This window comes from Jejudonia soesokkakensis (genome assembly GCF_042664795.1).
In the GTDB taxonomy this organism is placed as follows: domain Bacteria; phylum Bacteroidota; class Bacteroidia; order Flavobacteriales; family Flavobacteriaceae; genus Jejudonia; species Jejudonia soesokkakensis.
Genome location: NZ_JBHTBN010000001.1, coordinates 822,542 through 843,867, shown reverse-complemented (window position 1 = coordinate 843,867; position 21,326 = coordinate 822,542). Strand labels below are relative to the sequence as shown.

17 protein-coding genes and 1 tRNA gene are annotated in these 21,326 nt (G+C 36.9%); 8 read left to right on the top strand and 10 right to left on the bottom strand.

What is annotated here, in order from left to right:
* The first annotated feature begins 3 nt into the window (after positions 1 to 3).
* Positions 4 to 2,934: a PEP/pyruvate-binding domain-containing protein gene (locus ACFQO1_RS03860; RefSeq protein WP_380216654.1), complete on the top strand. Its 2,931-nt coding sequence runs from the start codon at positions 4 to 6 to the stop codon at positions 2,932 to 2,934.
* A complete protein-coding gene (locus ACFQO1_RS03855; RefSeq protein WP_380216653.1) occupies positions 2,927 to 4,174 on the top strand; it encodes a serine hydrolase in 1,248 nt (415 codons plus the stop codon). The genes ACFQO1_RS03860 and ACFQO1_RS03855 overlap by 8 nt, the downstream gene beginning before the upstream one ends.
* On the opposite strand, the gene ACFQO1_RS03850 is transcribed toward ACFQO1_RS03855, so the two are convergent.
* Both ACFQO1_RS03850 and ACFQO1_RS03845 read right to left on the bottom strand, forming a co-directional pair.
* Complete coding sequence (locus tag ACFQO1_RS03850; RefSeq protein ID WP_380216652.1) at positions 4,161 to 6,938, bottom strand: Npt1/Npt2 family nucleotide transporter; 2,778 nt, start codon at positions 6,936 to 6,938, stop codon at positions 4,161 to 4,163. The genes ACFQO1_RS03855 and ACFQO1_RS03850 overlap by 14 nt on opposite strands.
* A 90-nt stretch (positions 6,939 to 7,028) precedes the next feature.
* The gene (locus ACFQO1_RS03845; RefSeq protein ID WP_380216651.1) at positions 7,029 to 7,895 is read right to left on the bottom strand and encodes a serine hydrolase; all 867 of its coding nucleotides are present in this window, start codon (positions 7,893 to 7,895) and stop codon (positions 7,029 to 7,031) included.
* Positions 7,896 to 8,140: 245 nt separating this feature from the next.
* Here ACFQO1_RS03845 and ACFQO1_RS03840 point away from each other — a divergent pair, with 245 nt between their 5' ends.
* The 6 genes from ACFQO1_RS03840 to ACFQO1_RS03815 are packed head-to-tail and all read left to right on the top strand — an operon-like array spanning position 8,141 to position 12,668.
* Positions 8,141 to 8,824, top strand: a complete 684-nt coding sequence (locus ACFQO1_RS03840; RefSeq protein ID WP_380216650.1) for an HAD family hydrolase — start codon at positions 8,141 to 8,143, stop codon at positions 8,822 to 8,824.
* On the top strand, positions 8,817 to 9,443 hold the full coding sequence (locus tag ACFQO1_RS03835; protein WP_380216649.1) for a Crp/Fnr family transcriptional regulator: 627 nt from the start codon (positions 8,817 to 8,819) through the stop codon (positions 9,441 to 9,443). Before ACFQO1_RS03840 ends, ACFQO1_RS03835 begins: the two co-directional genes overlap by 8 nt.
* A gap of 60 nt (positions 9,444 to 9,503) precedes the next feature.
* Positions 9,504 to 10,304: a sulfite exporter TauE/SafE family protein gene (locus ACFQO1_RS03830; RefSeq protein WP_380216648.1), complete on the top strand. Its 801-nt coding sequence runs from the start codon at positions 9,504 to 9,506 to the stop codon at positions 10,302 to 10,304.
* A 52-nt stretch (positions 10,305 to 10,356) separates the two neighbouring features.
* Positions 10,357 to 11,688 (top strand): MBL fold metallo-hydrolase, encoded by a 1,332-nt coding sequence (locus ACFQO1_RS03825; RefSeq protein ID WP_380216647.1) that lies wholly within the window; start codon positions 10,357 to 10,359, stop codon positions 11,686 to 11,688.
* A gap of 6 nt (positions 11,689 to 11,694) precedes the next feature.
* Positions 11,695 to 12,252, top strand: coding sequence for a YeeE/YedE family protein (locus tag ACFQO1_RS03820; protein ID WP_380216646.1), 558 nt, complete (start codon positions 11,695 to 11,697; stop codon positions 12,250 to 12,252).
* A gap of 2 nt (positions 12,253 to 12,254) precedes the next feature.
* The gene (locus ACFQO1_RS03815) at positions 12,255 to 12,668 is read left to right on the top strand and encodes a DUF6691 family protein (RefSeq protein ID WP_380216645.1); all 414 of its coding nucleotides are present in this window, start codon (positions 12,255 to 12,257) and stop codon (positions 12,666 to 12,668) included.
* Positions 12,669 to 12,757: 89 nt separating this feature from the next.
* Here ACFQO1_RS03815 and ACFQO1_RS03810 read toward each other — a convergent pair.
* The 8 genes from ACFQO1_RS03810 to ACFQO1_RS03775 all read right to left on the bottom strand — a co-directional run bounded on the left by ACFQO1_RS03810 (position 12,758) and on the right by ACFQO1_RS03775 (position 21,319).
* Positions 12,758 to 12,831, bottom strand: a tRNA-Arg gene (locus tag ACFQO1_RS03810).
* 31 nt (positions 12,832 to 12,862) lie between these two features.
* On the bottom strand, positions 12,863 to 13,315 hold the full coding sequence (locus ACFQO1_RS03805) for a GatB/YqeY domain-containing protein (RefSeq protein ID WP_380216644.1): 453 nt from the start codon (positions 13,313 to 13,315) through the stop codon (positions 12,863 to 12,865).
* A gap of 103 nt (positions 13,316 to 13,418) precedes the next feature.
* Positions 13,419 to 15,509, bottom strand: coding sequence for a cell division protein FtsZ (gene ftsZ, locus ACFQO1_RS03800; protein WP_380216643.1), 2,091 nt, complete (start codon positions 15,507 to 15,509; stop codon positions 13,419 to 13,421).
* Positions 15,510 to 15,575: 66 nt separating this feature from the next.
* Positions 15,576 to 16,910 (bottom strand): cell division protein FtsA, encoded by a 1,335-nt coding sequence (gene ftsA / locus ACFQO1_RS03795; RefSeq protein WP_380216642.1) that lies wholly within the window; start codon positions 16,908 to 16,910, stop codon positions 15,576 to 15,578.
* A gap of 5 nt (positions 16,911 to 16,915) precedes the next feature.
* The gene (locus ACFQO1_RS03790) at positions 16,916 to 17,632 is read right to left on the bottom strand and encodes a cell division protein FtsQ/DivIB (protein ID WP_380216641.1); all 717 of its coding nucleotides are present in this window, start codon (positions 17,630 to 17,632) and stop codon (positions 16,916 to 16,918) included.
* Positions 17,622 to 18,974, bottom strand: a complete 1,353-nt coding sequence (locus ACFQO1_RS03785) for a UDP-N-acetylmuramate--L-alanine ligase (RefSeq protein WP_380216640.1) — start codon at positions 18,972 to 18,974, stop codon at positions 17,622 to 17,624. The genes ACFQO1_RS03790 and ACFQO1_RS03785 overlap by 11 nt, the downstream gene beginning before the upstream one ends.
* Positions 18,975 to 19,000: 26 nt before the next feature.
* A complete protein-coding gene (gene murG / locus ACFQO1_RS03780; RefSeq protein WP_380216803.1) occupies positions 19,001 to 20,113 on the bottom strand; it encodes an undecaprenyldiphospho-muramoylpentapeptide beta-N-acetylglucosaminyltransferase in 1,113 nt (370 codons plus the stop codon).
* 12 nt (positions 20,114 to 20,125) lie between these two features.
* Entirely contained in the window at positions 20,126 to 21,319 is a 1,194-nt protein-coding gene (locus ACFQO1_RS03775) for an FtsW/RodA/SpoVE family cell cycle protein (protein WP_380216639.1), read from the bottom strand.
* Between the last annotated feature and the right edge of the window lie 7 nt (positions 21,320 to 21,326).

Here is a 21,326-nt window from a genome sequence, read left to right as displayed (position 1 = left end):
AAAATGCATTTTACACTTTTTCAGAAATTTTTAGTTTTAATTTTCTTGCTCGTAAACATATTTTCTGTTGCTGCGCAAGATCTCCCTGTAAATTATATTAAAGAAAAAATTGATTTTTATAAGAAAAACGACAGAGGTCCTTACAAGTCTATTAATTGGTTTTGTAGTGATGGAGAAGTGAGAGAAGCCCGAGATCCTTGCCCAAAAGATAAAGATAATGCTGTACAACATGCAAGTTATCGAGATGATACTAAAGAACTTGCAAAAAAATACCATCTCTTTTTTGGTGAAATTCTGGCAAGTACTAACAGAACCGACTTTTGGGATGAAGCGAATAACCAAAGCCGTTTAAAACAATACCAACTTAATAAGTATCTGGAAAGTATTGATGATGGCTGGGTACAGCGAAAATCACAATATTACAGAGGAGCCATACAAAGTGAAGATGAACAAGCTTGGGGAATTGAATTTTATCAGAATTTTTTACCAAGGGATACGCGTATTACTAATCAGTATTTTTTACTTCGTCAATCTCTACGGGATATTCCGCATGATGGAGACAATAACTTAGCACAACTTATGAGAGCACAATCTAAAATTGTGGCAGATGCTTTTCCTAAGTTTATGGATGCACGAATTAAAATACATGGTAATCCAACTGTAGAAGACATTGAAATGGTGAAGAACTTTCAGCTCAAATACGAAAAAGACCTTCCGCAAAATCTAAAAACCGAACTTTCAGAATTACAGGCTACTATGGCAGACTTTTACGCGCCATTAAATGTGGAAACATTACGAAACCAAGTAGAACGCATTTCAAAAAACAATTCAACCAGAGCAAGACTTCTGGATTTTCTCAACACCTATCAAGACACTGAAAGTCCAGAAAGAACAGTTCCTGCCTTAGCAGATATATTGTGTGTGATACGCACCAATATTACTGAAACTACCTCGGGTATCGACCGTCTTTTATTATTGGATCTCTCCAATTCTTTAGAAGATGTCCTTTTAAAAAAAACACAGGAATGGGATCCAGAAACGGTATTAGAACTCATGGAGAAAATTCGACATCTAAGCCTGGCAGCAGCAGGAACTGGTCTTATCGAACTTTGGGAATACGAAAAAGTAAAGTCTCAGCTTGAGGTACACTTAGGAACAGCAGACGTTACTATTGATGAGCTTAACCAATTTTTACAAACTTCCAGAGGGATTGTAGAATGGAGTGCCGGTATGGTAAAAGCTACTTACGGAGATGTGGTGGAAACCTATTCAAAATTTGAACCCATGGCATATAGCTTTATCGACGACCGTATAAGATCTTCGGTAGCATTGAATTTGGGGGAAAGCGTGAGTCGCCTAGGCGCCATGATAAGTGAGATTTCGGCACTCTCCAATGATGTTTTAGATATTACATCGCAAACCAGCATTCGCGGATTAAATCCAGGATATGCCTTTGGAGAACTTGTAGTAGTTGAAGAATCTCCCGAAGGAATTGCAATTGATACCGACAAGATCTACGTGTTTCAAAAACCGCCTAGTGACCTAAAACCTGTGGCGGGTATTATGACAGTTTCTGAAGGAAATCTGGTGTCTCATGTGCAACTACTAGCAAGAAATCTAGGAATTCCGAATGCAGCACTTTCAGGAGAAAATCTGAAAGCACTTTCAAAATATGATGGTGCCAACGTTTTTTACGCTGTTTCTGAAAAAGGGAACGTCATCATAAAAAAAGAAAGCGATATGTCTTCTGTAGAAAAAGAACTTTTCAGCAAACAAGAACGAAGTGAGAATAAGATCGCAGTACCTGTAGAGCAAATACGACTTGATGTTTGTGAGGTTCTTAATATGCGTACTGTAGATGCAGACGATTCAGGTAAATTGTGTGGTCCTAAAGCTGCTAATTTGGGACAGTTAAAACGTATGTTTCCTGAAAATGTAGTAGAAGGATTGGTAATTCCCTTCGGAATTTTCAGAAAGCATATGGATCAACAAATGCCAGGCGAAGGCATAAGTTATTGGAATTATTTAAACACCACATTCTCTGAAGCTACCATCATGCGCAGGGACGGTATTGCCGAAAAAGAAGTAGAAGACTTTCAGTTAAAAAGGCTTGACAACCTTAAAAGGGCTATTGAAAAGATCTCGCTGGATGCCATCTTTGTAAAGCAACTTCAGGATGGTTTTAAAGATGCTTTTGGTAATTCTATTGGAAATGTACCCGTATTTTTACGAAGCGACACGAACATGGAAGACTTAAAAGAATTTACTGGTGCAGGACTCAACCTGACCCTATTTAATATACTTTCAGAAGAGAACATCATCGAAGGCATTAAAAAAGTATGGGCTTCCCCCTACACCGAACGTAGTTTTAAATGGCGGCAGAAATATTTGAGCAATCCTGAAAATGTATTTCCTTCGATTTTAATTATCCCTAGTGTGGATGTCGAATATAGTGGTGTAATGATTACCAAAGGAATAAATAAAGGGAGCGAAAAGGATCTAACTGTAGCATTTAGCCGTGGTGCGGGTGGTGCAGTAGATGGGCAATCTGCAGAAACCAGACTTCTTACGGCAGATACAAATTATTTACTAGCGCCTGCCAGAGAAACTAATTATTTGAGGCTACCGGCTTCTGGTGGAACGACAAAAAATACGACTACTTTTGAAAATGAAATTTTAAATGACAAGAATATAGAGGATATTCGAGAAATTGCTTCACAAATACGAACAAAGATTCCGCAGGAAACAAATACAGACTATCAAGGAGCGTGGGATGTTGAACTAGGGTTTGCAAACGATAAATTATGGTTGTTTCAGATTAGACCTTTTGTAGAAAATAAAAAAGCTAAAAGTTCAGAATATTTAACTTCCATCTCTCCAACTATTGACTACTCGAAGAAAATTTGGGTAAAAAGAAAATTAAATTATGACTAAGAAAATCGGATTTATTTTGCTCTTCGCAGGGCTATTTGCCAGTATGGGTTTTTACCCAATTGATGGCTATGAACGTTCCAGAATTACCAGATTACTTGATATTCAACACACCCTTGATAAAGGAGAAAAATATACTCGTATACCAGCAGGTGCTTTTGCAAGTATTAATGACATCGAATTAAACCTTGCTTCACAAAGCGGATTGAGTATCGATTCAATTTTAAAAGAAGACCCAGAATTTGCAAAACAAATTGCCCGTATTACACCAGGTGGTGCTTATTCTTTAGCAATTCTAGATATGACGGACCCTTCTAATTTAAAGTATGCTTCGCATCGTGAAAATGTAGGCTATCAACCTGGAAGTGTTGGAAAAATCGCTGTTTTAAATGCACTATTTACGCAGCTAAAAAACATCTATCCCGATGATTTTGATGCACGAATTGCACTCTTATGTAATAAAAGGGTTAGCTCGGGAATCTGGGGAATAGGAGATCATCATACCATTCCAATTTATGACCCAATCAAAGAAAAATTAACTAAGCGAACGGTAATAGCTAGTGATGAGTTCACGTTATTCGAGTGGGCAGATCATATGGTCTCGGTAAGTAACAACGGAGCCGCAAGTGTTTTGTATCGTGAATCGATGCTAATGTCACATTTTGGAAAAGACTATCCTAGATTGACAGAAGAAGAAGCAGAAACATTTTTTAAAGAAACACCCAGAGACAGCCTTACCAATCTTGCCAATGCAGTTGTAAATGATCCACTGCGAGAACTAGGGATCACCGAAGATGACTGGCGATTGGGCGGAGTTTTTACAAATGGACCCGACCGGTATGTAGGTCGCAAAGGAGGAAGTATTGGTACTCCAAAAGGCTTAATGAAATACCTTGTACAACTCGAACAGGGCAATGTAGTAGATTCTCTTTCTAGTCTTGAAATGAAACGGATTCTTTACATTACAGACAGACGTATTCGTTATGCAAAATCTTCACGGTTGGATAGTGCCAGGGTGTACTTTAAATCGGGAAGCTTTTATAGTTGCGACAAATCTAAACCTGGAAAATGTGGTGATTATGCAGGGAATAGATTTAATTATATGAACTCTGTGATTACAGTAGAACATCCTAATGGCAAAAAATATATAGTATGTTTAATGACTAATGTGTTAAGTGTTAATTCTGCTGGAGCCCACATGTATTTAGCTACAAAAATTGACGATGTGATTACTGGTCAGTAGTTGTTTGCAAAAGAATATTGAGTGCGCTTTTTGCTGAAAGGCGCACTTTTTTATTTTCATGATTTTCGAGCCCTTGAATAATTTTGGAATAGCTTTTATCTTCAGAATGTTTCATCACATTTAATACGGCAAGTTTCATTTTAGTTCCCCTGTTTTTAAGTAACATTAGTAATATCACTTTTTCTGAAAGTGTTTTAGGTTCAAAAGAAGATACGTTGTATTCGGAATGATCAATAACATGATACTCGATAAGTGGTAATACTTTCGATTTTAATTTTGACTGTAGTAAATTATCAAGAAACTCCACTGCATTTATTTTTGTGTCCTTCAACTCACTTTTAAGTCCGAAATATGCTGTATCAATATCGGTTTGATCATATTTTAAACTAAGAAGTTTAAAAATACATTCCAAACTTTGGTCTAGCTGAAGATGCAAAACATCCATAAGGCTTTCCCTTGCTATTAATAAATCGGTTTCTCTATCTGTATCTTTATCAATAGCATCACCAGAGGTTTCAAGGATCTGTCTTAGGGTGTCGATCGCATTTAGAGAATTTCTGTAATACACACTTTCACGAAGAGTTATTTTTGTTAAAGCTCGTTGATCAAGTTTTAGATTAGGAGCGTTTTTCTGTAGTTCATTTAAAGATTTTGCTGCTTCAAGTCTAATGATAAAATCTTTACTCTGAAGCAAACGCATCAATACTTTTACAGACTCTCTGCTTTTAAAAGACTGGATTACTTTAGGGATATAAGGCCTGATTTCTGACTCTAAACTTTCAGACATATCCAGTTTTAAAATAGTCCTGGTAATTGCAACGCCATACTTTCGCAAGGCTTTTCTTGCAGGCTTTCGAAATTGCTTTTCAGCAAGAAAGGAAAGTAACTGATTGACAAATGGCTCATGCGCTGTGATTCCTGCTGCTTCTATAGCAAAGTTCACGACATAAGAATCTTTATTATTAAAATGAGCAGAAATAAAAGAATAAAAACGATGTTCTTTTGCATATCCAATTGCGATAAGTAGTTCTGCAATTTCTTCTTTTCTCAAGTCATTATCGGCAGAAGACAATTCTCTAATCTTCCCTTGTATCCTTTCATTAAGGTTGAATTTTTGCGCTAGCTTTTTGTTGGATGAAGATTCTTTTGCAAGACACAATACAGCAGCATTGGATATATAATCTGTGGGATGATTTAAATACGATTCAAAGATTTTATCATCATTCAAATTGGTATGACGCAACAAATAGTCCATAGCATGATACACTACAGTATCATCTTTGACTTTTATTAGTTCTCTAATTTTAGTAAGTGCGGTGCCCTTGCGATAATAATATAGCTGATCAATAGCTGCTGCCTTTACAACTGATGAGGGATGATCCAGCAACTTAATAACATAAGGTTCAAATGTTTTAAGTCGGTAATCACTAAGCCTATCTAAAAGCGCAATAATTTCAGATTCTGTGCCTTCTGTAAGCACTTGTATGCTCGTTTTAATAGGTGTTTCAGAAGCTCTTTTTTTCGGAGTTTTTGTATCAAAAGTTAAGCTTGATTTTATATTTTTCCTGAAAGACTCAAAATAGGCTTCCCGTAGTTTGTAAATAAGTAGCATCCAAATAAACAGAAATAGTAGAATGATAACTGTAATGTATGAAGTGCTTAGTTCTAGTTTTCTAATCACGAATATTAACAATAGACCCGCCAAGCCAGTTGCAATACTATCGACTACAACATCAATAAAAGATTTCGCTTGATTTTTTATATGGTAGGGAATAGGTAGAATAGAAAGCTCAATACCTGCCTTATTAATAGATTGCTTAAAACTACCATCCATCCCTTTAATAATTATAAGAACCCAAAGTTCTGGAAAGGTTAAAAACAAGAGACATCCAATAGCGATTCCTAACGGAAGGATCAACAAATTTGAAGTAATTCCCAACAAAGCCAATAAGCGATTGGTTAAAAATAATTGAATAAGCAATGCAACCACATTAAAGGTAGAAAACCAAAACCCAAAAAAGGAAGCAAGTTCATCACTATCTGGTATTGCTCTGTTCGCAAAATCACTAAACTGAAAATCCACCAGTTTTGCCATCACTACTCCTACTCCTACAATTGCAGCAAGATACGTTAGGTGCTTAGATTGAAATACAAGTTTATACGGTGAAACGTAGGATTCATTTTCAGATGTTTTACGCTGACTTCTTGTATAGCTGGATAATTTCCCGATCCTTAATCTCCAGACATTTTGAAGAATAGGAATACAAAATAATATGAGGATTCCGGCGACAAGAATTACGATTCTGTTTCCGAAGGAAGAGGCCAATACTGTTGTTAAATACCCTCCAAAAATTCCACCCGCAATAGCTCCAGCACCAATAAAACCAAAGAGTCGTTTTGCTTCTCTAGCATTATAAACCATGTTCGCAATGATCCAAAATTGAGACGTCACTAACACTGCAAAAAGAGAAACACTCAAGTAATAAAAATACAACACCCAATTTGACAGAACAGTTCCAAACATTAAAATACTGAGCAGCATAAAGGCTATACTGAAAAATATTAAGGTGACGATTGCAATTTTCCGAAGCGAAAACTTTTTTACAGATTTGTTATAAAAATATGATGTAAAAATTGCTATTAAAGCTACAAGAATATACCCATAAGGCAAATGTTCTGCACCAAGTTTTGAAAGGAACAAAGCATTAATGGTAGGCTTCACCATTAAAAGGACAGTGATAAGCAGAAAGATATATAACTGCATAAAAAAAGAGATGCGGATTTCCCCATCTCTTATATCAAAAGTCTTTTTAAAAAGGTTTCTAAGCATTATAAAACAGCAATTCGTGTTGTTTTATAAAGAACGTGATTTTTTCATTACTTTTTCTAAAGGAATTACTAAATCTCTAATAATTTGTTCTCCTCTACTATCGTCTATTAAAGCGACCATTACATATTTTCTATCTGGACCCCAAACCAAAACAGAATCACTATGGTAGTTCTTCCAAGAACCAGATTTTCTAAAAATTCTAGCCTGTGGTGCGATGCGCATTAAAGTGTTTACAAACTTGTGATGTAGGGCTGGCTTTTCCATGATATTAAGCATCTGCCTTGATCTTGTTTCATTTACCAGATTTCCCATCGCTAATTGATAGTAAAAACTACATACCTGTCTTGTTGTAGCAGCATGACTCAAACCTTTCATCGGCTCAGGATATCTTCTACCTCCAGCTGCATATCGTTTTCCAACCCAAAGTCCGCCCCCTACTTCCTCATTATAAAGATCATGTTTAGGCATACGTAGCACTTCCTCAATTTTTTCGTACCCAACCCTATCAATCATACGGGTCGTTGCTTGATTGTTCGACTTACTAATCATGGCACGCATGTCTTTTTGAATATCTTTAGAATTAGCTAATTGGCCTTTATCTATAGCATCCATGGCAGCTAACAACACAGCAATTTTAGGTAAACTAGCTGCATACATCATATTAGTATCGTTAATTCCTGCGTATTGTATATCATCAATATTATTCATATCGATGATTCCTACAGACATTAAATTTCTATCGACAAGGTTTTTCCAAACTTTATTATTACTTATCTCTTGCTCGAGTGCTGATTGTAAGTCTTGACAATAATGATCGGATATTTTGTCAACTTCACCATTATTTTGGAGTGGTAAATCCTGTGCGTTAACCATTCCAATAAAGGCTAACATTACTAATATAAGGGGATATAAATTTTTTTTCATATACATAAATACAATGTAAGGGTTTAAGTTAGTAATATGCTAGGTTTTCTCATAAATTCAAGCAAATGTATGTTAAAATCACTTCTGTTTAACACGCTAAACGTTAAATTGTTACAAATATTGTGCACACACATCACTGCTATAAATCCTTTTGATTTTCTTTAAGTTTTGGTGCGAAAACTATACCAAAATAATATCTTCGTAAAAAAACAATGAGTTTAAAAGCAGTGTTATTTGATATGGATGGTGTGATAGTGGATACAGAACCACTTCACAGAAAGGCCTATTATAAAATGTTTTCAGATGTCAATATTGAAGTCTCTCAAGATCTCTATGAAAGCTTTACAGGGCAATCCACTATCAATATATGCAAAACACTCTGTGAGCGATATTCACTTTCAGAAAGTGCTGAGACCCTGGTAAGAATTAAACGGAAGCATTTTAAATACCTTTTTGCAAATGACACTGATTTATCACTATTAGATGGGGTGTTACACCTCATTAAAAACCTACATAAAAATGGGATAACACTAGTCCTTGCTTCTTCAGCATCAATGCCTAATATCGATCGTATATTTAATCGCTTTGATCTTAATCAATATTTTATTGCAAAATTGAGTGGTGCCGATTTGAAAGAATCAAAACCTCATCCCGAAATTTTTATCAAAGCTGCTAAAGCTTCTGGTCACAAAAAAGAAAATTGTGTCGTGATTGAAGATTCTACCAATGGTATTGCTGCAGCAAAAGCAGCAGGAATTTTTTGCATAGGATATGACAGTCTACATTCAAAAAATCAAGATTACTCCAAAGCAGATTGGGTTGTACATGATTTTAGTAAACTTGGCTATAAAGAGATTAATGCTAAATTAGTTCTGAAAAAGTTAGATAATGATTGAAGAGCTAAAGAAATATTATGGCGCACAGTTTGAACCTGCACTTATTGAAGAAATAAATGAGGTCGCAACATATACTGAAGCTTCAGAAGGAGAAGACCTTATAAAGCCAGGTCAATATATAAAATCGATGCCTCTTCTACTTTCAGGAAATATTAAAATTTTGCGTCCAGATACCGAAGGTGACGAATTACTACTTTATCATCTCGAAAAAGGAGATACCTGTGCAATGACATTGACATGTTGCATGGGAAATACTAAAAGTGAAATTCATGCTGTTGCCGAAACTTCAACAAAACTTTTAATGATCCCAATTGGCAAAATGGAAGAATGGTCCAGCAAGTATAAGACCTGGCGTAATTTTGTGTTTAACAGTTATCACACACGTATGATGGAACTGTTGGAAAGTGTTGACAATATCGCCTTTAATAATATGGATGAACGGCTAAATAATTACTTAAAAGAAAAAGTTAAGATCTTAAATAGCAAACAAATATACACTACCCACAAAGAGATTGCAGCAGATCTTCATACAAGTCGCGTGGTTATTTCCCGGTTGCTTAAAAAAATGGAAAACAATAACTTAATACAATTGCATCGTAGTTTTATTGAAGTCATGTAACATCTGTTACCAAGTGTAGCATTAAAGCTCATTACATTTGCGCTATAAGTAAACGGATTCATGGAAATTATAGAAATTCTTGGTTATGTAGGTGCTTTATTGATCGGACTCATTTTAGGATTAATTGGCGGCGGAGGTTCCATTCTTACTGTACCTATTTTAGTATATGCCTTAGTACTAGATCCCGTTATAGCAACTGCCTATTCACTATTTGTTGTGGGTACTACATCTCTGGTAGGTGCCCTTAAAAATATGATATCAAAAATGGTAGATTTTAAGACCGCTATCATTTTTGCTATTCCCGCGTTTATAGCCGTTTATGGTACACGGGCCTTTTTGATTCCAGCAATTCCTGAAGAACTTTTCAGTATTGGCAGTTTTATAGTTACAAAAAATCTGTCTATCATGTTGTTCTTTGCTATCATAATGCTTCTTGCGTCTATATCAATGATTCGCAACAGTCAAAATGAGACGGAAAAGAACACAAAAGTGACATACAATTACCCTCTTATTATCATAGAAGGATTTATAGTGGGTGTAATCACAGGTATAGTTGGAGCAGGAGGAGGTTTTCTTATCATTCCGGCTCTGGTCCTTTTGGCAAAACTTCCCATGAAAAAGGCAGTTGCTACATCACTCTTTATTATTGCAATCAAATCTTTAATAGGCTTTCTTGGCGATATACAGAATCATGAAATTGACTGGATATTTTTACTTTCTTTCACGGCGATTTCAGTAATAGGAATATTTCTGGGCATCTGGGCAAATAAATTTTTTGATGGAAAAAAATTAAAAAAAGCTTTTGGATGGTTCGTTTTGATAATGGGTATTTATATTATTTACAAAGAATTGACCATGTAACTTTAGTTACTTACAATCTTTAAAACTCTTATTACTTTTACAAAAAAATATCATGAAAATTAAACAATTTGAATATAAACCGCTCTCTCACTATTCTTATGCAATTATTAGTGAGGATAAGATGGCGGTAATAGATCCTGAAAGAAATCCGCAACAATACTATGATTTTGCAGAAGAGAATAATGCTAGCATCATAGCTATTATCGAAACGCACCCTCATGCCGATTTTATTAGTTCTCATCTTGAAATACATAAAAAAACGGGAGCAACTATTTATAATAGTAAAAAAATAGGTGCAGCGTATCCACATCAATCCTTTGATGAAGGAGACAGTATTGAACTAGGCTCCATACTGCTGAAAGCTTTAAACACACCAGGCCATTCACCAGACAGTATTACCATTGTAGCTTCCGAAAATGACAATACCGTACTTTTTACGGGAGACACTCTTTTTATAGGAGATATAGGACGTCCAGATTTACGTGAAAAAGCAGGAAATATGAAAGCCAAGCGTGAAGAACTGGCCGAAATGATGTACCATACCATTCAGGAGAAATTTACAGATTTACCAGATGATGCAATTATTTATCCTGCTCATGGTGCTGGTTCATTATGTGGCAAGAGCATGAGTGATGCAAATAGCAGCACGTTAGGCAATGAACGCATGGGCAACTGGGCGTTTAAAGAACAATCAAAAGAGGAATTTATAGATACCTTATTAGATGGACAACCTTTTATTCCATCTTACTTTGGATATGACGTTGACCTTAATAAAATGGGAGCAGAAAATGTAAAGCCTTCGATTGAAACTATTTCATTTTTTGAAAACAGTACTGCCAATGGTTTAAGTATAGACATTCGGGATGAAAAAAGTTTTAAAAAGGGGCACTTAAAAGAGAGTATTAATATTCAGGCAATATCAGATACTGCAAAATTTGAAACTTGGCTGGGTGCAATTGTTGAACCTGAAGAAAGGTTTACCTTGGTCATTGATTCAAAAAATAACAAAGACAAATTATTAAACAGAGTTGCAAAGATTGGTTATGAAAAGCAGGTGGAAAAAGTGATTACACTTTCAGAAGAAAACCTTATGGTTTCAAAAAAAATAGACCTGGTAGACTTTAAAAAAAATCCTGAAGAATATACCATCATTGATATTCGTAATAAGAGTGAAGTGGAAGAAGGTAAAATTTTTGATACTGCCATTTCCCACCCATTGAATGAGCTGCGTAAAACTGCAAGTAAAATTCCGACAGATAAACCCATTGTGGTTCATTGTGCAGGCGGTTACAGAAGTGCTGCGGGAAGTAGTATTCTTCAAAAAAAATTAAAAAATGTTACAGTGTACGATTTAAGTGATGCTGTAAAGGAATTTCAAAAATAATTCTTGATGAATTGGATCTATGAACCTTGGCCATGGTATGTAGCCGGGCCTTTAATAGCATTGGTGATGTTTTTATTGTTACTCGTTGGCAAACAATTTGGAATGTCATCAAATTTAAGAACAGTTTGTGCTGCAGCGGGAGCTGGAAAAGCAGCAGATTTCTTTAAATTTGATTGGAAATCAGATCGATGGAATCTTACTGTAGTTTTGGGGGCGATTATTGGTGGTTTTATTGCTTCCAATTATATGAGTAACAATACGGTTGAAATCAATCCAGTAGTGGCTCAACAACTTGCTACAGATTATTCTATAAATAGTGCCGGGGATAGTTATCTTCCACCCGAACTATTTTCTGCAGAAGTAGTATCGCAACCTTTTGTAATTGCAATCCTATTAATGGGTGGACTTTTAGTTGGTTTTGGCGCACGATATGCTGGTGGTTGCACATCAGGCCATGCTATTTCCGGATTAAGTAATTTACAGCTTCCATCCTTTATCGCTGTGATTGGTTTCTTTATTGGTGGACTAATCATGGTGCACTTAATTTATCCTTTATTATTTTAAATATGAAATACATCACCTATTTAGCTATTGGTATTTTCTTCGGAATAGTCATGTTCAAATCGGAAGCTGCTTCTTGGTTTCGAATTTATGAAATGTTTCAGTTTGGGAGTTTTCATATGTACGGCATCATTGGTTCAGCTTTGGTACTTGGAGTACTTGGCGTTCAAATAATTAAAAGAAGAAATATAAAACCAATGGATGGAAGCGATATGAGTTTACAGCCTAAAGATAAAGGAGTCACACGATATTTGATAGGCGGTATTATTTTTGGACTGGGTTGGGCCCTTGCGGGAGCATGCCCTGGACCTATGTATGTATTGGCTGGCGCTGGGTACCTTTCAATTTGGATTGTAATTCTGGGAGCTTTACTCGGCACGCTACTGTATGGTATCTTAAAAAAATACCTACCCCATTAGATTAACTTAAATACTGCTATTGGAGCCTCTACATCTTTCAAAGTTTATACAAAAAACCACGCTTTTCCAGCGTGGTTCTTTATATATAGTGACCGCGGAGGGATTCAAACCCCCAACCCTCAGAGCCGAAATCTGATGCGCTATTCAGTTGCGCCACGCGGCCATATTCCCACAATAACGGGAATCACCTTCTTTTAATTTGAAAGTTTTTTCTTTACAATACTGGAAATGGTCTTTCCATCTGCTTGTCCACCAATTCTACCATTGACCAAGCCCATAACTTTTCCCATATCACCCATAGAGGACGCACCGGTTTGTTCAATAACAGCATCTACAATTTCTTCAACCTTTTCTTCACTTAATTGTTCTGGTAAAAACTTCGCTATAACCTCAGCTTCTTCCAATTCTGGAGTTGCAAGATCTTCTCTTCCCTGCTCCTTATAAATTGCAGCGCTATCTTTACGCTGTTTTACCAATTTTTGAAGAATCTTTATTTCTTGTTCTTCATTTAAATCTTCCTTGGCACCGCTTTCAGTTTGTGCTAATAAAATAGCACTTTTCACAGACCGAAGTGCTTGTAAAGCCTTTTGATCTTTATTCTTCATTGCAAATTTCATTGCCTTCATGATCTCCTCAGATAAACTCATAGCGTTTCAATTTTAATTGCCGCAAAGATACTATTAATTCAGAAAAAAACCTCCCAGAATAAAACATAGGAGGTTTTCTTTATAAAAATAAATACGATTGTATTTAATCTACATTATCATGTAAAAAAGAATTGTTACTTCTCAAGTCAATATCGTCATCGTCTGTATTGACAGAAGTTCTTGACAATCCGGAGTCACTAGCTTTTTTATCGTCTAATTCTATTCCTGCTCGTTTGTACGCAGGTTGCTTTTCAATATCGTCAATCTTTGAAGCACTGTTCCTAAATTTATAGTTGAAGTCCTTCATCTTTCGCTTACGCTCCTCAGTTCGGTCTCTTAATAATCTGGAAATTGGAGTATTCATTGGATCAATAGGACCATTATCGTCCTCTTCCGTTTCCGAAGGAGTTTCTACAGTTTTTGTTTCAAATACGATTTCTTCTTCTTCTGAAAGTTCCTCACTCTTCTTGGAAGGTTTAGCACGCATCAAACTATCTTCTATTTCCTGATAATCATCAAGACTGTACCGTTTTACGCCCTCTTTTGAAACTTCATCCACAGGCACCACTTCAATATGATCTTTAACTTCAATTTCTTCAACCGAAGAAGTCATAATTTCAAATTCATCTTCTGATTCCTGAAAATTTGTTTCAACCTTTTTCTTTTCCGAAGCTGCCATAGGCATATCAAACATTAACATCTGGTCTGCTTCTTCGGCCACTTCTCTTGTGTTCTTTATTTCTGTTTTCTTTTCTACAATAGAAAATTCTTCTGTCTTTTTCACAGCTACTTCTTTTATTGGCTGCTCTTTCTTAGGAGTCACAATCACAAAATCGTTTACATCGATCTCATTGATGACCAACTGCTCAAATTCGGCTAAATGGTGTACTTCAACATTATTGTATTCTACGTTGATATTTTTTATCAGTTCTGAAGTAGCTATATATCCTTCAAATGGAAGAGTTGGAGTCGCGGGAGCTTCAGTTACTTTGCTTTCTATATTTTTTACTGAAGGTGTTTCCGCTACCTCTTCATCTTCAAACAAAGTATGCTTTATAATTGGCTCTGGTACTGGTACAACTTTTTCAGCAACAGGTAAATGAACTGGTGAAGCTGTTGTCTTAGGCGATAATTCCTGTTCTGCTTTTTGTTCTTCTTCCAGTGTATGAATTATTTTTTTACTTTCAGTATTCGTTATTTCATGTTGTTGTTCTGCATCAAATCCTGTGGCAATTACTGTAATAGAGATAGAGGCTTCCAAGCTGTCGTCTTCTCCAACCCCCATAATAATATTAGCGCTATGACCAGCTTCCTGCTGAATGTGATCACTTATCTCACCAATTTCATCAATCGTGATTTCTTCGGTTCCAGATACAATTAACAAGAGTACATTTTTAGCACCTGTGATTTTATTGTCGTTCAACAATGGAGAGTCTAAAGCTCTACTTATTGCTTCGTGAGCTCTGTTAGCTCCAGTTGCGGTAGCACTTCCCATAATTGCTGTCCCGCTATTCGACAATACAGTTTTTGCATCTCTAAGGTCAATATTTTGAGTATAATGATGTGTAATAACCTCTGCAATACCTCGAGCTGCAGTAGCTAATACTTCATCAGCTTTAGAAAAACCAGCCTTAAAACCTAGATTTCCATACACTTCACGCAATTTATTATTGTTGATGACAACTAACGAATCTACATTTTGACGTAAATTCTCAACTCCAATTAATGCCTGATCGTTTCGTATTTTACCTTCAAACTGAAACGGAATGGTGACAATCCCAACAGTTAGAATATCCATATCTCTTGCCATTTTAGCAATGATAGGCGCAGCACCAGTACCTGTTCCTCCGCCCATACCCGCAGTAATGAAAATCATTTTGGTATTGCTCGTTAACATGCTTTTAATATCTGCCATGCTCTCCACAGCAGATTGTTCTCCTATCTTAGGATTGGCTCCTGCTCCAAGACCTTCGGTTAGATCTACCCCTAATTGAATTTTGATAGGTACCGAGCTATTTTCAAGGGCTTGGGCATCTGTATTGCAAATGACGAAATCTACGCCCTTAATCCCCTGATTAAACATGTGATTAATAGCATTGCTTCCGCCACCGCCGACACCAATAACCTTGATGACGTTAGATTGATTTTTTGGCAGATCGAACGAAATGTTGTCAAATTCTGTGTTGCTGCTCATAGTTATTGTTTTTGTGAGGTTTATTTCCGCTACGTGGAAATCTATTATTATTTTCTTTTAATTTTTTTATTCGGCATTGTCTAAAAACTCTTTAAACTTCTCTGCCCATTTATCAAAAAAGCGTTTCCCAGATTTCACTGAAGTCTCTTTTTCTTCTTCTAATATCACTTCATCTTCATCGGTTGCCATTTCTGGTGGTACGGTTTCTTCCTTGTTTTCTATTGATTGGGCTGGTTTTGTTCTGTTCTCTAAACTATTCATAACAAGCCCTACAGCTGTTGCATACAATGGGCTGGTTGTTTCACTATCGCTATCCCCAGCCAAATGCTCATTAGGATACCCAATACGTGTGTCCATTCCTGTGATGTATTCAACAAGTTGTTTTAAGTGCTGTAATTGCGCGCCACCACCCGTTAATACAATTCCTGCAATAAGTTTCTTTTTCTGTTCTTCATGCCCATAATTCTTAATTTCGAGATATACCTGCTCAATAATTTCAACGACCCGGGCATGGATAATCTTAGATAGATTTTTTAACGTAATCTCTTTAGGTTCACGTCCGCGTAATCCTGGTATAGAAACTATCTCATTATCTTTATTCTCTCCTGGCCAGGCACTACCAAACTTTATCTTTAACAATTCAGCTTGCTTTTCGATAATACTACAACCTTCCTTGATATCTTCAGTAATCACATTTCCACCGAAAGGAATTACCGCAGTATGACGTATAATTCCATCTTTAAAAATGGCTAGGTCGGTCGTACCTCCTCCAATATCAATTAAAGCAACGCCAGCTTCTTTTTCTTCTTGACTCAAAACAGCATTTGCAGAAGCTAATGGTTCGAGGGTAATTCCGCTGAGTTCCAGACCTGCGCTTTTTACACAACGCCCAATATTTTTAATAGAAGCCACCTGCCCTACAACTACATGAAAATTAGCTTCTAATCTTCCTCCGTACATTCCGATAGGCTCCTTAATTTCGGCCTGTCCATCTACTTTAAAATCCTGAGGTAATACATGAATAATTTCTTCGCCAGGTAACATTACGAGCTTATGCACCTGATTACAAAGACGATCAATATCTGCTTCATCAATCACTTCATCACTATTACTTCTGGTAATGTAATCGCTGTGTTGAAGACTGCGAATATGTTGCCCTGCAATCCCTACGACCACATCATTGATCTTCATCCCAGAAGAGGTTTCAGCATCTTGGACCGCTTGCTGTATCGACTGAATGGTCTGTGTAATGTTATTAACCACACCACGATGTACGCCAAGGCTTTTAGACTTTCCAATACCCAATATCTCGACCTTGCCGTACTCATTCTTCTTACCAATCATGGCAACAATCTTGGTCGTTCCAATGTCCAATCCTACAGCGATCTTTTCTTGTTCCATAGTCTTTATTTTTTTGTAGCTACTACCTGACTTCCAAATTGTAAATCAACCGTTTTGTAACTCTGTAATGTGCTATCCATTTTTGCTTTCTGATAAAAGGCTTTAAAATTCTGAAACTTCTTTTCAATATTTTCAGCTTTCCCAAATATGATTTTAAAATCCTGCTTCCGAAGTTGCATTTCTATCAATCCGTCGTTGGAAACATTTAAGCCTACCACACTCATCTTCATAAAATCATCATCTCTCATCTTTAAAAGCAAGGTTGTTAAAGCACCCACTTCTACCTTTGAATTCATTCTTACAATAGGCACTCTTGCTGAATACACCCTCGAGAGTGGCATGTTTTTGCCATCGGCATCAAGGTAATAATCATTCGACGCGGCAACCCTTGCGATAGGATTCCGCTGCTCGATTCTTGCCCCTAAAACGCCGTCAACCGTGATGAACACTTCTGCGTCACGAATCATCTTGTTTTCTCTCAATCTGGCTTCGGCTTCCTTCAAAACTAAGGCTTCTTTGACGATACCCGTAACACTGTCATGATTTTGTATTAACAATTTATTAACCGTGCTTCTGGTGATAAATGGCTCGTTATCATCCAAAAATTCGATGTCAATTTTTGAGAGATTTCGAGTCGCATTTCTTTTTTTTGTAAAACTGAAAAGAAACACAACTAGGCTTGTGAGTACCAGAAATTTTATAAGTCCCCAATTAATCTTCATCGCTCAAAATTTTAGTTACTATATCTACTTCTGCCCCTATATCACCTGCGCCTACTATCAATTTAATTTTACATTCAGATTTTTTTAATGCCGAAGCAATTTCAGATTTACTAATTAATTTTCCACTAGCATGCATCAACTCAAGGAGCCATTGTGACGTCACTCCTTCTAAAGGTTCTTCGCGTGCCGGGTAAATATCCAACAAAAACACTTCATCAAATTTTGACAAACTTTCAGCAAAACCTTCTGCAAAATCTCTGGTTCTGCTAAATAAATGTGGCTGAAAAACAATCACTTTTTTATCAGTTGGGTACATCTCTGCTACTGCCTGAAACAATGCATTAATTTCGGTTGGGTGATGTGCATAATCATCAATTAAAACAAGGTCATCTTTTCGTATTTTGTACGAAAATCTCCTTTCGACACCTTTGAAACTCGAAATAGCCTGAGGAAGGCACTTGGCTGGGGAGCCTGCTAAAAGTGCCATTCCTAAAGCTGTTACAGCATTGTGTAGGTTATGATGTCCGGGAATATAAAATTGTAAATCTTTAAGTGTAGCACTAGGTGTCTTTAAATCAAAAAGGTAGCCTCCATTTTCTATACGTACGTTTTGTGCTTCAAAGTGAGCAGGCTCTTCAATAGCCACTTCCTGACCCTTTAGCGGCAACCCTTTTTTAAATAGCAAATGCTCTTTATTTTTAATTAATTCTGAAAATGCGACAAAGGATTTTTCTATTTCGCCTGCGTTTCCGTAGATATCCAGATGATCTGCATCCATAGACGTAACACAGGCTATATCTGGTGATAAGGTTAAAAAAGAACGGTCAAACTCATCTGCTTCCACCACCGAAATTTCGGTTCCTTTACTTATAAAATTAGAGTGATAATTTTCTGCGATTCCACCTAAAAAGGCAGTGACCGGCATATCACAGGAAGCCAATACATGACCTAGAATAGCCGAAGTAGTTGTTTTCCCGTGTGTGCCGGCGACCGCCAAACATAAAGTGTCTCGTGTAACCTCTCCCAGAAATTTGGCGCGCTTAATAACATTGTAGTTGTTATTCTGAAAGTAGGTCAATATTTTATTGTGCTTAGGAATTGCAGGCGTGTATACAATTAATGTTGTAGCGGTATCCAAGACAGCTTCAGGGAGTTCTGAAACAGCATCTTCAAAAGTAATCTGCATTCCTTCGTTTACCAACTCATTTGTTAGCTTGGTTGGTGTTTTATCATATCCAAAAACCTTCACATCTTTCAGCAGCGCAAAGCGAGCCAGCGCACTCATGCCTATGCCACCAATGCCTACGAAATAAATGTTTTGTATGTTTTTAAGTATATTCATATATGCCCGCGAAGGCGGGAATCTGTTTAGTGTTTGTGATTATTTTGTATTAATTTATCTACCTCATCTGCAATATCTTTTGCAGCGTTGGGTTTTGCTAGTTTTTTAATAGTTGAAGAAAGTTTCTTCTGAAGGAGTTCATCCTTCAGCAAGTCACTCACTACAGATTGAAATTTAGAATCTGCTTCACTTTCTTTTAGTAAGATCGCTGCGCCTTTTTCTGCAATAGCCAATGCATTTTTTGTTTGATGGTCTTCTGAAACATTGGGCGACGGAATAAACACCACGGGTTTCCCAACAATACACAATTCTGAAACCGACAAAGCACCTGCTCTGCTTATAATAATATCTGAAGCTGCATAAGCAAGATCCATCCTGTTTAAAAATGTATGCACTTGTATTTTTCCATCCGATTTTAAGATATACTTGTCCTCGTATAACTTTCCACATTGCCAGATCAACTGAATGTCTTCTGCTTTTAAAAAGGGCAATACGCCATCGACCAACTCATTTATCTTTCTCGCCCCTAAGCTTCCGCCCAGCACTAATATGGTTTTTTTTGTAGCATCAAGTTTAAAATACTGCTGCGCTTCTGCTCTTTTACTTGCGATATCCAGTAAATCTTGGCGTACAGGATTTCCGGTTAACACTATCTTTTCCGAAGGAAAAAAACGCTCCATTCCTTCATACGCCGTACAAATGGTAGCTACATTTTTACTCAGCCATTTATTTGTAATTCCTGCGTGACTGTTCTGTTCCTGTATTAAACACGGAATGTTTTTACTACTTGCAACTTTCAATAAAGGGGCACTGGCATAGCCACCGGTTCCAATCGCTGCATCGGGTTGAAATTTCTTGATAATACTTCGAGATTTTAATAAACTGGAAACCAGTTTTAATGGAAATAGTAGGTTTTTTAGCGTTAATTTACGTTGTAAACCTGCAATCCAAAGCCCTTCAATCTTATACCCGTTTTGTGGTACTTTTTCCATTTCCATACGATCACTTGCGCCCACAAAAAGAAATTCGGCTTTAGGGTAGCGTAATTTCAGTTCGTTTGCAATGGCAATGGCTGGATAGATGTGTCCTCCGGTACCGCCACCGCTTACTATAAACCTGTATGTTTTCTCTGTTTTAATACTATTTAATTTTTATAAAGCTTCCGATAGGATATCCAACGGATTTTCCACTTCTTCCATTTCTTTTTTCTGAATTTCTCTTTTAGCTGCAACGCTTAAGACCATCCCTAATGCTAGGCAAGTCATCCAGATACTGGTTCCTCCACTACTTATCAAGGGTAATGTTTGTCCAGTTACTGGAAATAACTCCACCGCAACAGCCATATTAATCAATGCCTGAAACACGATGGGCAACCCTACTCCAATTACTAATAACTTACCAAACATGGAGCTTGACTTATGTGCGACTACGACCAATCTGAATAACAATAACAAATACAAGAACATCAGTCCGAAAGCTCCTGCCAGTCCAAATTCTTCTACGATAATCGCATAGATAAAATCGGATGATGACTGTGGTAAAAAATTCTTCTGAACACTCTTTCCTGGCCCTAAACCTGTCACTCCACCTGATGCAATGGCGATCTTTGCAATTTCAATCTGATAATCTCCTTCGGTATCTTCTTTGTCTGTAAAGTTTTCTATCCTATTCATCCAAGTATCCACGCGGTTTGGAAACACTCCTGGAAATGCTTTTGCTGTGAGAATAAAAAGAGTTAAAACTACCAATCCGACTCCCAGTATAACCCCTAAGTATCTTAAAGGATAGCCACCTATAAACACTAATAACACGACCATGGCAAAAATGATGGCAGTGGTCGAAAAGTTTGCAGGAAGAATTAGAGCTAATACTAAAAACACAGGCGCCCATAAAGGCAATAGGGTTTCTTTAAAGGTTACTTCTCTGTCTTTTATCCGTGTCAAATATCTGGCGACATAGGTTAGTAAGACCACTCCAGCCAGCGTAGAGGTTTGAAACGTTACTCCTACAAAAGGAATTCGAATCCACCGACTGGCATTGGCACCATCAATGGTTGTCCCCTGTGCCATCGTAACAATAAGCAGTATAACGACGATGGGCAATGCAATGATTGAAAGGCCTTTGAAATAGTTATACGGAATTTTATGAACGCCGTACAAAATGGCAAATCCTAGTAACAAATGTGCAAAATGCTTTAAGAGAAACTTGAGTGTATTTCCATCACCGTACAAATACGCCAGATTACTACTGGCACTGTATACAGGCAAAAAGGAAAAGAGTGCCAAGAGGCCCGCAACTGCCCAAATAGCTTTATCTCCTTTTATATTTCTGAATATACTTTTCACTACTTTC